Source organism: Levilactobacillus mulengensis (assembly GCF_003946045.1).
GTDB lineage: Bacteria > Bacillota > Bacilli > Lactobacillales > Lactobacillaceae > Levilactobacillus > Levilactobacillus mulengensis.
On sequence record NZ_RHNW01000002.1, the window covers coordinates 189,473 to 202,853 of the forward strand.

Below are 13,381 nucleotides of genomic sequence, written 5' to 3' on the forward strand. Positions count from 1 at the left end.
CTCGCCATGGGGTGGCCGTCTTCACGTTTAGTTTAGTTGTCCTGATCCTGTTTCAACAGTTTTAGCAAATCACGGTCCCGCTGCGCCACAATTTCGGCGCCGGCATCCCCGTCCCAGTCAAAGAACCCGTGGCCGGTCTTGAGGCCCAGGTCGTGGTCGGCCACCTTTTTCGCCAACGCGGGGTCTTCGCCCTGAGTCGCGCCGAGGTCAGCGTAGAGGTACTTGCTGATGTTGTCGAAGATGTCGAGGCCACCCAGGTCGGCGCTGGCAACGGGTCCGACTAGACTCCAGCGACGGCCCAGACTGTATTTGATAATGTCATCGACGGCCGCGGGTGAGGCGATGCCGGCGTCGATGATGTGCAGGGCTTCCCGCATAACCGCCAACTGAATGCGGTTGCCGACAAAGCCCAGTGATTCGCGTTTCAGGCTAACGGCGTGCTTGCCAATGTGGTTCATCAGCGCCGTCGTCAGGTCGACCGTGGCCTGGTCGGTCTGCTTGCCGGGAACGACCTCGACCAGTGGCATCAGCTGTGCGGGGTTCCAGAAGTGGGCCACGACAAAGCGGTTCGGGTGCTGTAAGACCGACTGAATGGCGGTCGGACTGAGCCCGGACGTGTTGGTCGCCAGAATGGTCCCCTCGCTGACCAGGGACTCGACGCGTTGCCAGACCTGCTTCTTGACGTCGAGGTCCTCGATGATGGATTCAATCACGAAATCGGTGTCGGCCAAGGCAGCGGCGTAGTCGGTCGTGGGCGTGATACGGTCCAGGATGGTCGCGTCGTCTTCGTGCAGCAGGCCGGCCTCACGAAAGGTGGCCAGGTCATGCTTGATGGCGGTCAAGCCTTGGTCAAGCGCGGTATCGCTGGTGTCCAGCAACCGAACGGGATACCCCTTCATGGCAAATTGTAGCGCCGTGGCGTGCCCCATGGTTCCCGCCCCGAGGTTGGTAATGGTCTTGATAGCTTCTAGGTTCATTTGAAACGCCTCCAAATAAGTTGTTAGTTGGTTTGCGTTCTCTTTCTGCTCTCTGGGTTTAGTTTAGCATGGATGGTGGAATAATATCAGCTCGAGAACATTTATAAACGATATAATATCGAATTCAACGTTATCATTTACTCCGGTTCATACTTAATGGTATATTCTAAATAACTGCATACACCTTATGCTCTGACCTAAATCTACTATTTCCGGGGGAATTACTTTGAATCTAGTCCAACTACTCAAATACATATCGGTTAATTTTGCTAATGACAGTCAAGATGACTCATTATTTAAACAAAATGCATTTATCCGTACTTGGAAGGAAAGCCTTAACGATGCGCTACCGCTTCCACTACTCCCTTCAACGATTATCACCGACTTCTCGGCCGGCACAGGAAAATGGGCCCAGATTCCTTGGATGGCATTGTTGGATACAGAGATCACCAAATCAGTCCAAAAAGGGATTAGTATCGTTTTTCTATTCACTACTGATGCGCAGGGTGTTTACCTAACACTCAATCAGGGGTGGACTTCATTTGAAAAAACGTATGGTAAGGAGGCTGCAGCAAGTATTTCCACCATCTCTCAATACTTCCAACGAAAACTGGCAGCATCCGTCAGGGGCAATCAGTTTACAACTGAACCGATTCACCTAAATTCAAATGGCGACAAGTTACGTAAACTTGCCAAAGGCTATGAAGCTGGTACGGTCTTCAATAAGTACTACGATATCGCTAGCCTGACTGATAAAGACAATAATCAATTAATCCGCGATCTCTTAGCACTCGCTTTTACCTACCAGCAGCTCAAAGAAACCCTCAACGGCACCGAATACAAAGAGAAAGTTTCTGAAATTCTAAGCGAGTCCACAACCGTCATCGAGGACGACGCTCCCAACCAAGCTACCAGTCTCCACGAAGATTCCACACCCTATGTGGTTGACTCTCCAGCTGCTAAATCCGGTAGAGTTACCAAAACAGATTATCTAGAACAGGAAAAAAGAAATGCCGAGCTTGGCCGCCAAGGTGAACAATTTGTGATCGCTTGGGAAAAGGATCGGCTATCTATGAATCCCCTGCTTAAACCATACGTTGATCAGATACGCCATGTTTCTGTGGAACATGGCGATGGCCTGGGCTACGACGTTCTTTCTTTCACAGTCGACCCCAAAGATCAAGTCAAAGAAATCCATATCGAGGTTAAAACAACCAACTCTAAGGATTCAAAAACACCGTTCTTTATCTCAGCCAACGAATGGGCCTATCTAAATGCTAATAAGGATGATTTCCGTCTTTATCGTATTTATGATTTTTCTGGTAACCCACAAGTTAATACTTTTACCACTGCAGGATTACTTGCCGCAACCACACATACACCTGCCGATTTCCAAATTAGTTTCAAATAAAGAAGCACTCCCGCGGGAGCGCTTCTTTTATGGTTCTAAACAATTACCAAATCAACGTCACATCATCTGCAAATGATTCTTGGCGTTGCTTAATATCGTCCACGGTCCAGGAACCCGTTGCCAATTGATCGGCTAAGACCTGGTTGCCCTTTAAGCTGGACTTTCTTAACTGATTAGCAACCTGATCACTGTCCTTGAAGTTGGAAGCCGCTAGATTCTTCTCTAAAATGGTCCAGTTGCCGATATACGTTTGGTATTCGCCGACTTCTGGCGCCGTACTTAGCTGAACCAAACGATAGTTGTCGTCATCAAAAACTTTGTCGTAGAGGTCATCATTAAAATCATCGTAGTGAACTTCATACAGCTCTGACAACAAGTAAACCAGTGTCCACTTCTTAGCACCACGTAAGCCACCGTCTTTACTCAAGACACTAAAGGCTGCTTCAGTCGCCTCCTTTGTCTTAAGTAACCGACTATCCATACCGGCAATAATATCATCAACACCCGCATATTCCAACGACCAGATATTCTTAGCAATTTCGGAAAAACCAGTTTCTAGTTTGTTTGTCCCCTCATTAATGATCGTCCGGTGACGAATAAAGACGGAAACAATTTTATTCACAACTTTTAGAATATCGTCCTCTGTGTACTTACAATGGTACATAGCCATGACAATTGGGAAGTACAGTTTAACATTCATCCGCGACAAAATGTCTAACCGACGAGTCACTCCGACGTTGCCAAAGAACGTCGTGTGAGCCTTAGGTGTCATAGGGCTCTCCAAAACTGTATACAGGCCAACCAGGTTATCCAAATCCTTCAAAAAGTCTCGGGCTTGGTTAACATCATGCACTTTATCGCTGACTGCACGGTACAACTTATCTTCTGACACAATTTTATATTGTGCCGCCCAGTATGTCCGAATGAACCGCGTAATCCGGTCACTATTGCTGTCCAGTTTATCCGTAATAGCGCTCCACATTTGGTTAGCTTCTTCAATATTTTGACCCCTTAATGACATTAAATGAGTCTTAATAATATCAGAAGCCTTCAGGTCCTTGCCTCGACTGTTCAACGTTTCAAAAATAGTGAAGGCGTCCTGCAAGCTCGGGGCAGAAATCATGACAATATAAAATCCCTTGACGAACAGCTTATAAATGCTCTGTAGCTTATTAATCCGATCACTAAGCTGCTTTTCTTCCTTTAATGTGTCTCGAACTTTTCGTTCCATATCATGATAGGCCGTCTGCATGTTACGCATGGGTTCTGACCTCACACGATCATCTCGAGCACTCTGGCTGCCATGGGTTAGATCAAAGAAATACTCTTGCAGTGGTTTTTCATCACCGCTATCGGCACCTTTCTGAACCATCAGTGAAGGGTCGCCATCCTCATTGCCACGAATAACATCATTAACCCTATTGGCAACATCTCGCAATTGATCTCCACTCTCTATGTTAACCTTGACGTCATTGCCTTTAAACTTATCGGCATACATCTGCATGGCAATGTCTCGAATAACGGCTAGAAAAATGGTGCTCGTTGTCAACCGCTGCTGCCCATCGATAATTTCTTGTTCTTCCTTTTCGTTCTTATACGTCACAATTTGACCAAAGAAATGGCTACTTCGTTCACCATCAATCAAATCTTCCAAGTCATCCCAGAAATCTTCAACTTCATTTTTACCCCAAGCATAATTCCGTTGGTAACTTGGCACAATAAAGTTATTATTTTCAAATAAATCATTAATTCGGGACGTTGCGGGACTAGGAATACTAACTATTTGTACCATTTTCTACCTCGACTTCTTTCTAAAATTAAATGTTATTGACTACCAAATATATACTTCAAACGATTGATTCAATTATACCTGAATAGTCCACCAATTTAAAAGACATCATTGTAAAATAGCAGCAATGTTTCATTTCTCTCGGGCCCCGTGCTTAAACAGCAAGCATCAATTCCGTAAGCGCCATCAGATCTTGCTATAATAAACCCAAACAACCAGAAAGAAGGCCCCCCCAATGACCCCAATCCCCACCTACCTAGCCGCCGTCGCCACAGAACATCGCACCCAACTAACCGATCTGTATCACTTTCTGCAGGACCAGCTCCCAGACGCCACCGAGAAGCTCAGCTACGGCATGCCCGCCTTCTTCGTTGCCGGCAAGCCGGTCATTTACTTCGCCGCCATGAAACACCACCTCGGACTGTACCCGACGGCCGCGCCCATTGTCCATTTTGCCGATGACCTTACTAACTTCAAAACCTCTAAGGGTGCCATCCAATTACCCTATGATCAACCTTTGCCCACCGCCCTTATCGCCCAGCTCGTGGCGTTCCGCGTGGCTGAAATCCAAAACGTCGACTGACCCCCTTTCTCCGGTCAGCCGGCTTTTTTTCACGTCATCCGCGCCTTACTAAATTGTTTGCCCCAAAGTCTAAGAATCTTCACGATTAGCGACCATACTGAGCGCAACTTAAATTTGGAAGGATGATTCTGATGCAAATCTTTGATGTCACCGATGAGCGCTTTCGCCCATACGGCCGGATCGTTCACGCTGGCGACCTGGATGAACTGCTCACCAACCTCGCTGCCGTTCCCTATCCCGCTGAAAAGATGAAGTCCGTGGCCAACAAGACCTCCCTCGCCGATACCAAAGCGGCCCACCGGTTAGAGCAAACCTTCTTCGGTGGCCTGCCGACCGAGACCGGCTACTGCATCGGGCACAACCATCTTCTGAATAGTCTCGAATTCCACAGCAGTTCCGAAATCAACCTCGCCGCCACCGACCTGGTCCTGCTGTTGGGCAAACGCCAGGACATCCACGACGACCTGACCTACGACACCGACCAGCTGGCCGCCTTCCTGATTCCTAAAGGCACGGCCATTGAACTCTACGCCACCACCCTGCACGCCGCGCCCTGTGAAGCCCCCGGCCAGGATGGCTGCCGTTGGCTAGTCATGTTGCCAGCCGGCACCAACCGCGACCTGGAATTTTCCGTCAACCATGACGACCCCCTGAATCGGCTTCTCTTCAAGACCAACACCTGGCTGCTGGCCCACCCGGACGCGCCCGTGGACGGCGCTTTCGCTGGCCTAGTCGGCGAGAACTTACGGGTTTAATCCTAACTTCTCAATAAAAAATCGTGAACTGATTATCCCAGTCCACGATTTTTTCTGTCCATCATTATCAAAAGCCTAATTCAACGTTCCCTCAATCGTCGCCACATCGCCCTGGCCGTCGCGTTCCACGATAGCCGTGATGGCCGCCGTAATCCCACGAACGTCATCCGCCAAGGACAAAGACGGTTGGCCCGGCTTAGTCGTCACCTGACTGGGGAGGAACGGGATGTGCATGAAGCCCGCCCGCAACTGCGGGAATTCCGTGGCGCGCAGGTACTGGACCTGGTACATGATGTGGTTGCAGACGTAGGTCCCCGCCGTGGTCGACACGCTGCTCGGCAGACCCGCCGCCCGAATGGCCCGGGCCATCGCCTTGACCGGCAGTTGGGTGAAGTACGCCGCGGCCCCATCCACCTGAATTGGCTGATCAATCGGCTGTTGCCCAGCATTGTCTGGAATCCGCCCGTCATCTAAATTGATGGCGACCCGCTCCGGCGTCAAGGCCGCACGCCCACCGGCCTGGCCAATATTTAACACGATATCTGGTTGTTCCGTCAAAATGGCCTGCCGCACCACCGTGGCACATTGCCCAAACACCGTGGGAATCTCCAGCTTCACGATGGCTGCGCCAGCAATCTCATCCGGTAGCTGGTTAACCGCGGCAATCGCTGGATTCGTAGGTTCGCCGCCAAATGGATCAAACCCTGTGACTAAAATTTTCATCTCATCGGCCTCCTATTATGAGTATTTGATGAGAATTATACGCCAGTTCCGCTAAAATTGCGCAAAAAATCAGGCAACCAACCCAACGTCGGCCACCTGATTTTTAATTCACTTATTTTACAGCGTCAATCACAAACAACCGTGAGCTAAAGTCCGCCGACTCCTCGACGCCCTCCGTTGAAGCCAGGAGGTGCGGAATGAACAAACCGGCATGCATCAGCTCATCGCCGTAGTACACGTGCTGGTCGCCAGCCACCCGATACTGTTGGTCGGGCACCAGTCCCCGCAGATACAGGCGGTTATAGGCTGGGTTAGGCCGGTTTAAAATTTGGTAGCGCGCCGCAATGGCATGGTGGCCGTCGGGACTGACGACCGCCCAGCTACCCACGTTGCCATCCCCGGTAAAGGGATTGTCGATGCGGTAGAACGCGCCTTGCTGGAACAACTCGCGGTGTTGCTTGTAGAACGCCACCTGTTCCTTGATGGCCGCCTTCTCTGCTGGCGAACATTTCGTCACGTCCAGCTCGTACCCCAGGTCGCCAAAGTAGGCCACGGCCGCCCGCGTTTCGATCGAGGTGATTCGCCCAGTCTGGTCGTTGGGTACGGCCGAGACGTGCGCGCCCATCATGGCTTGCGGATACCCGTATGAGGTGCCGTACTGAATTCGCAACCGCTCGATGGCATCGGTATCGTCGCTGGTCCAGGCCTGTGGCGCGTAGGCCATCATGCCCAAGTCGAACCGGCCACCACCGGAGGCACAGGATTCGAACAGGACTTCTGGATAGTCCGTGGTCAGACGAGCGTACAGCCGGTAAACGCCCAGCATGTAGCGGTGGGTGAATTCCAGTTGCTGGTCGGCCGTCAGCGTGGCGCTGTAAGCTTCCGTGATGTTTCGGTTCATATCCCACTTGATGTAATCCAAATGGGCTTCCACAATCAATTTACTAATCTTGCCGTAGAGGTAATCGACCACGTCCGGATTGGCCATGTCGAGGACAAATTGGTTCCGTCCCGGCGTCTTCTCCCGGTGTGGCGCCACAACCAGCCATTCTGGATGGGCCCGGTACAGGTCACTATCGACGGAAATCATTTCCGGTTCGAACCATAAGCCAAACTTGAGGTCCATGCCGTGAATCTGTTCGGCCAGGTGGGCAATGCCGTTCGGGAGCTTGGCGGCATAAACGTCCCAGTCCCCTAACGACGTGGTGTCATCGTCCCGGTGGCCGAACCAGCCGTCATCGAGGACAAACATCTCAATTCCCAATGCCTTGGCATCACTGGCAATCGCCGTGAGCTTGGCCTCGTCGAAGTTAAAGTAGGTGCCTTCCCAGTTGTTGATCAGCACGGGCCGGGGTTCCTGGGCAAACCGCGGATTGACCAGGTGATGCTGGTAGAAGGTCCCCATCTGCTGGCTCAGCTGATTCAGGCCGGCCGACGTGTAGCTCAGGATGGCTTCCGGCGTTTGAAAACTGCTCCCCGCCGTCAGTTGCCAGCCAAATTCGGTCGGGTTGATACCGGTCAAAATCCGGGCGGCGCCGTAGGAATCCACCTCAATTTGGTCCAGGAAGTTCCCGGAGTAGACCAGGTTCAAGCCAATCGCCGCCCCCTGATCCTCGGTCGTTTCCGGACGAGCCAAGGCGATGAAGGGGTTCTGTTGTGGACTGGAGGCGCCCCGCAAACTGCCAATGCTCTGGGTGCCGCTGTGTAACGGCGACCGCACCAGGTGGCGTTCGCGCGCCCAGCTCCCAGAGAACTGGAGCAGATCATACTTCGCGTCCAGCAAGTCCAGCTGGAGGCTCAGGGCGCGGTCCAGCATCACCGTCTGTTCACCCTGGTTATCAAACTTGGCACTGCGCACAATCACATCTTGGTTGGGGAACACGGCGTAACTCAGCGTCAACGTGACGCCATTCACCGCATCCTTCAGGGTAACCAACAACGTCTGGGCGCCGTCGTCTGAATCGTCAAAGGTCGCTGGTAAATCAACCAGTCGCTGCTTGCCATCAATAATTTCATAATCCTGATACTGAAATTCACTGATGCGGCTGCCATCCGGTCCCGTAATCTGAAACGCCGGGTCGCGATAATCACCCTTGCCCAGGCTAGCAAATTCCTGCTTCAGCGTTTCCGGTTGAAAATCTGGTTTATCCAACCGCCAGGCCGGGGCAGCCCCGTGAACCTCACGAACCATCAGCTCAGGATAAGCGGCCTGGTCGTGGATGCGCGGGCCGTAATAGAGTTGGCCCAATTCCCCATTTTCCATCACATGAAAAACATAACTACTGTGGGCCGTTTGCAGGTGAAATTGGTGCTGGTTAACTAAGATTGACATGATTGTGCTCCCTTCAATTGTTTTAACTGCTGTACCTATCGTAGCATATTTTGTAAGCGCTGACATCTCGAACTAAACAACTCCCGAGTGACACAACAATCACCACCGTCGTTCAGGAATCAATCCATTTTCTCGCCAGCAAGCGTCGTCTCAGTGGACAAGTTGCCCACTAAATGCTAAGCTATTTTTCAGCTAAGCGTGATGACAACGCTGTTATATCAAGTATCAAGCGGCAATAGTGACCACCTAATTATAAAATTAATAGGCACTCTGCACACCGGAGGAATAATTTTGACAAACGAAACATTTTTACTGAACGCCATTCAATGTGCCTCACTCGACCAACTCATGGGGTTGATTGGAACTTACTTAGAACAACCCGTTTCAATTGTGGACCAAGCCGGCACGACTATTAGCCAGAGCCCATCCGCCATCACCCAACCCGATCAGTCACGCACCCGGATTCTGTTAGATCCCCAAGCGCTGCACCCCTGGTACCTGGTCCGGGCGCAGCCCCAAACCATCCCCGCAGACCAACTGCGGCTTGCCTTGCAGGTCATCAACAACTTCACCGACCGGTACGCGCTCAATCCCAATCAGCGCGAGGTCAACGCGGTGCTGGCGCAGCTCTTACAGTCGCCCGCTCAAGCAGACACCCACCTGCTCCGGTCACTCATCACCGACAAAATTGTCTGCGTCACGGTGACCGCCGAGCCGGGAACCGCCCATCCAGCCGAACTGGTGACCGCCCTACAGACTTTAGCGGCCCCACTGCCCCTGACCGAAACGTCAGCCGGCCTGGTTCTCCTTCTGTCAGCCAGTCAATTACCCCAAACCCAGGCCGTTTTGACCAAGCTGGGTAAGCAGACCCACCACGTCTTCTTCATTTCGGAGCCCTACGAAGACGTGGCCCAGACGCCCGAATTTCTCAGCATCTGTCGCCAGGCCGAACAGATTGCCCGGCGTTTAGGAACGGTCACGGTGCTCAACCCCACGCAAAAGTACAACATCTACATCATTTTGGACCACGTGGACAACGGCAAACTACTCAAGAACACTATGTGCACGCAGCTACTCACGTTAAAGCAGTATGACGAGGCCCACCACGCCGCGCTCTTCAACACGCTGTACGCCTACCTGGAGAACGACTGTCACGTCACCAAGACGGCGGCCAAGCTACACTTACACCGCAACAGCCTGGGCAAGCGACTCACCAAGATTCAAGCCCTGATCGACATCGACTTTGACAATCCCGACCGGACCTTTGGCATGCGTCTCAGCTACCGGCTTTTCAATTACCTAGCACTCTAATCACGAAAGGATCCTGCCTCATGGCATTAACGCAACTAAATTTGGGTAGCGAACTGGGCTTAGAGGTGCTCCACCAACGCTGGTACGCCTTGATTCTGTACCAACTCGATTCCGCCCCCACGGACTTCATGGAGCTTCGCCGGACCGTCCGCGGTATTTCCACGTTCAACCTCTTGCTCCGTCTTAAAAAGTTGACCGAGCTGGGCCTGATTGAAACTATCCCCGAAGACGACTACAGTTACCGACTGACCACTGACGGCGCCACGTTTCACACGATTCTAACGACGCTGGAGGACTGGGGCAATCTGCAGCTGACCCGCGAACTTTCTCGCTAAATTCCAGTTCAACATCCTATTTGAATACGCCAAAAGCGGTTGGACGCACCACATGCCAACCGCTTTTTTGACGTCATTTTTACTTGTCACTCTCGTCCTTGTTCCAAGTCTTTTCTAGTTCAGTCACGATTTCCGCATGCTTTTCTTCGGTAATCTTGACCTTCTTCAGGAAGATGAACGTCCCAATCAGCACGGCAATTGCTGGTCCGACCACCATGATTAGCTTAAAGGTCATGACGTTGCTGGCGGTAATGTCGGTCACTTTGGCGTTTCCAGACATCCCGGCAAGGACGGCCGTCATACCCGTAATCCCAGTAACCACGGCGCCGGCACACTTATCAATCAGTGGACGCACGGAAAGCACCAGGGATTCGTCCCGGTGACCCAACTTCAGTTGCCCGTATTCCACGATATCGGTGAAAGTCATCAGCACAACCAGGAAGATCAGCGGTTGTGGCAGGTTAAACAGCGCACCCGCTAAGATGACCAGCCAAACGTTCTTGTCGGCAAAGGAGAACAGGGCCAACGCAACTAAGAGAATCACGATACAGGACACGAACACGTTCCGCCGCTTAAATTTCTTGGCTAAGGCTGGGAACATGGAAACGGCTAACAGACCGATGACCATGTTGGCCATCCCCAGAATGGAGAACATCGCCGCGTGACCCAACACGTAGGTGAAGTAGTACAGCATCAGGGAGTTGGTCAGGTAAGCGCCCATCCCGTAGAGCAGGTAGGCAAAGGACAACCACATCAGTTGGTCGTTGTGAACCAGGACACCAAGCACTTGCTTGAAGCCAGTTTCTTCCTTGTTTTCCCGCAGTGGTGATTCCACTTCACGAGTTCCAATCCCAATAGAAAGCGCTCCCAAAATTGCGATAATGGCAGCGATAGCGGCATAGATAAACCACCCACGGGAGTCCCCGGTTCCCCCTTCATTACTCTTAGAGAAGAAGAGGATGACCGGAATAATGGTCACGGTCACGATGGTTCCACCTAAGGTTGAGCCAATCCGTGCAATGGTTGCGGTCTTTTCCCGTTCCAGGGAATCAAAGGACAGTGCGGGTAACATGGACCACAGACCGATATCTTTGAATGAGAAGAAGATATCCATGATGATGTAAATAAAGGTGAAGACAAACAGGTACATGAATGGGCTTTCCGTCAGACCCCAGAGGTTACTGAACAGCAGCATCATGCAGACCCCGGAAATCAAGGTCCCAATGATCACCCACGGCTTGAACTTGCCCCATTTGGTATTCGTCTTATCAATCGTATTCCCAATGAAGGGGTCGATAAACAGTTCGGCAATCCGCAGAACAAAGATAATGGTCGTCATAATCCCGATCATTCGGTTGTTGGCGGCGGTATCGCTCCCGTTAAATAAGTGATTGGTCACGAACATAATAAAATAGCTATTCATGACTTGATTAAACAAATCGTGACCAAAGGCCCCAAAGGCATACGTGGTTCGCGTTAAAATCTTATTTTGATTGACGTTCTGTTCCATTTCCATGCTTTCATCCTCGATTCTATCAATTAATTACAGACGCCGATAAGCGGGTAAACTACTGAGCGTAACGGGCACGTCCACTTCAGCCGGACCAGTGATGGTTGCGGCGGTCTCGTCCGTCACGGACTGCCACTGTCCCGCTGGGAAATACACGGACTTGGTCGTCGCGTGGGCTTCCAAGACGGGCGCCACTAGCAAGGCGGGGCCAAGCTTAAATTGGGTCTTCAGGTAAGCTTGGGGCGTCTCTGGATGGTCATAAGCCATCGTTTGCACAATCGGTTCCCCGGTTTTAGCAGCGTGCTCGGCTAATTTAATAATGGTGGGCGCGAATTGTTGATGCAGATCAGCTGTTTGCCGACAAATGTCTAGATGTTCCTGATCTAAGACCCGCCACGGTGCTAAGGAGAATTGCATCATCGGCATCAACGCGGAGCACTGTGCCGAGCGCACGATGAGCTCTTGGTCGAAGGTCTCGAGGGATTTCAGACTGCCAATCTCCCCGCCACCAATCATGTCAGGACAACTGAAGTAATACCCCATCAGCCCCTGCGCAATGGTATCCGGAATCAATTCGGACAACCCCTGCTCGCCCCAGACAAATTGCTTATCCTGTAAGCGGTTTACTAGCGGTGCACCTTGATTCTTGTAGAGGGCCCGGAACTCATTGTAAGGGAACTCCTTGCCAAACTTGCCCCACAACTCGGTCTGCTGGACTGGAGATAAATTCATGTGGGACACGTCATCGTCCCGGTAGAAGTAGCTATCGCCGGCATCCAATTTGAACCCGTCTACCCCAGTGGTTTCCTGGAGATTTTGCAACGTTTCCTTGAACCATTGATAGGTGGCCGGGTTGCTGAGATCCAGAATAGCGCTGTAGCCGTTCCACCATTCACGAACGACTGGCTTCCCATCAGGGCGTTTCAACAGCATATCCCGGTCCCGCAAATCACGGAACTCTGGTGAATCTGGGCTGACAAATGGGCACGCCCAGACCATCACCTTAAAGCCCAAAGTATGTAGCTCCTGAATCATTGCTGGGGCATCTGGGAACTTCCGCGCCGAGAATTCCCACCGACCATAGTAATCCGCCCACAAATCATCGATCATGATGATGCCGGCCGGAAAGCCGTTAGCCACAATGCTGTGTGCATAGGCTAAAATGTCGGTCTGGTTCTGCTGGTACAACAGCTCCATCCAAGTATTCCACTGGGGGAGCTCGAAGAACTCTTGTGGTGGCAGACTGCCTAACGCAAACGTGTGCTGTGCCAGCCACTGCTGTGCCCCCTTGAGACCATCATTGCCCGCAACTAAATTGACGTGGTCTTGCGTGACAACGCTCAGGCGGTCCCCACTAACTGTCAGTGAAAATGGCGTCTGACTGGTCAAGACGCGACCCTTGGACGAAATGAAGGCTGACGCCACCTGATTGTACGTTTCCAGGTGGAACAGGTCTAAGGTGTACAAACTCCCTTTGGTCAAGGGATACTGTGAACCAGCAAAAATGTCGCCCCCATACCACTCCTCTCCGGTTAAAATCTCAATTTGAAGTGGTTGCTTTAGGTTGGTCGTTAATTCGTTGACAGTGATCATCACAAAATTCCTTTCCAATGCTAATTTTTAAAACCCGACTCCGCACACATCATATCGAATGA

The 13,381-nt window shown here is 51.5% G+C and carries 11 protein-coding genes; 5 read left to right on the plus strand and 6 right to left on the minus strand.

The genetic code is table 11. The features are described 5' to 3' along the window. Positions 1 to 32: 32 nt before the first annotated feature. Positions 33 to 977, minus strand: coding sequence for a 3-hydroxyacyl-CoA dehydrogenase family protein (locus EKM84_RS03160; RefSeq protein ID WP_125763578.1), 945 nt, complete (start codon positions 975 to 977; stop codon positions 33 to 35). 226 nt (positions 978 to 1,203) lie between these two features. Here EKM84_RS03160 and EKM84_RS03165 point away from each other — a divergent pair, with 226 nt between their 5' ends. After that, positions 1,204 to 2,388 (plus strand): MrcB family domain-containing protein, encoded by a 1,185-nt coding sequence (locus tag EKM84_RS03165; RefSeq protein WP_125763580.1) that lies wholly within the window; start codon positions 1,204 to 1,206, stop codon positions 2,386 to 2,388. A 43-nt stretch (positions 2,389 to 2,431) separates the two neighbouring features. On the opposite strand, the gene EKM84_RS03170 is transcribed toward EKM84_RS03165, so the two are convergent. Next, a complete protein-coding gene (locus EKM84_RS03170; RefSeq protein ID WP_125763582.1) occupies positions 2,432 to 4,180 on the minus strand; it encodes a DUF262 domain-containing protein in 1,749 nt (582 codons plus the stop codon). Positions 4,181 to 4,412: 232 nt separating this feature from the next. Between EKM84_RS03170 and EKM84_RS03175 the strand changes: the two genes are divergently transcribed. Then, positions 4,413 to 4,760: an iron chaperone gene (locus EKM84_RS03175; protein ID WP_125763584.1), complete on the plus strand. Its 348-nt coding sequence runs from the start codon at positions 4,413 to 4,415 to the stop codon at positions 4,758 to 4,760. 131 nt (positions 4,761 to 4,891) lie between these two features. Further along, complete coding sequence (locus tag EKM84_RS03180; RefSeq protein WP_164511284.1) at positions 4,892 to 5,515, plus strand: DUF4867 family protein; 624 nt, start codon at positions 4,892 to 4,894, stop codon at positions 5,513 to 5,515. A 75-nt stretch (positions 5,516 to 5,590) separates the two neighbouring features. Here the strand turns inward: EKM84_RS03180 and pcp are convergent, their stop codons facing one another. Then, positions 5,591 to 6,238, minus strand: a complete 648-nt coding sequence (gene pcp, locus EKM84_RS03185) for a pyroglutamyl-peptidase I (RefSeq protein WP_125763588.1) — start codon at positions 6,236 to 6,238, stop codon at positions 5,591 to 5,593. 112 nt (positions 6,239 to 6,350) lie between these two features. Then, the gene (locus tag EKM84_RS03190; RefSeq protein ID WP_125763590.1) at positions 6,351 to 8,570 is read right to left on the minus strand and encodes an alpha-galactosidase; all 2,220 of its coding nucleotides are present in this window, start codon (positions 8,568 to 8,570) and stop codon (positions 6,351 to 6,353) included. 291 nt (positions 8,571 to 8,861) lie between these two features. On the opposite strand from EKM84_RS03190, the gene EKM84_RS03195 reads away from it, so the two are divergent. Further along, positions 8,862 to 9,881: a PucR family transcriptional regulator gene (locus EKM84_RS03195; RefSeq protein ID WP_164511285.1), complete on the plus strand. Its 1,020-nt coding sequence runs from the start codon at positions 8,862 to 8,864 to the stop codon at positions 9,879 to 9,881. 20 nt (positions 9,882 to 9,901) lie between these two features. Then, positions 9,902 to 10,216 carry a winged helix-turn-helix transcriptional regulator gene (locus EKM84_RS03200; protein ID WP_125763594.1) on the plus strand — a complete coding sequence of 105 codons (315 nt, stop codon included), beginning with the start codon at positions 9,902 to 9,904 and terminating at the stop codon, positions 10,214 to 10,216. Between the two features lie 79 nt (positions 10,217 to 10,295). On the opposite strand, the gene EKM84_RS03205 is transcribed toward EKM84_RS03200, so the two are convergent. Beyond that, positions 10,296 to 11,732, minus strand: coding sequence for a glycoside-pentoside-hexuronide (GPH):cation symporter (locus tag EKM84_RS03205; RefSeq protein ID WP_225418122.1), 1,437 nt, complete (start codon positions 11,730 to 11,732; stop codon positions 10,296 to 10,298). Positions 11,733 to 11,759: 27 nt separating this feature from the next. Further along, positions 11,760 to 13,319, minus strand: coding sequence for a glycoside hydrolase family 31 protein (locus EKM84_RS03210; RefSeq protein WP_125763596.1), 1,560 nt, complete (start codon positions 13,317 to 13,319; stop codon positions 11,760 to 11,762). Positions 13,320 to 13,381 lie beyond the last annotated feature (62 nt).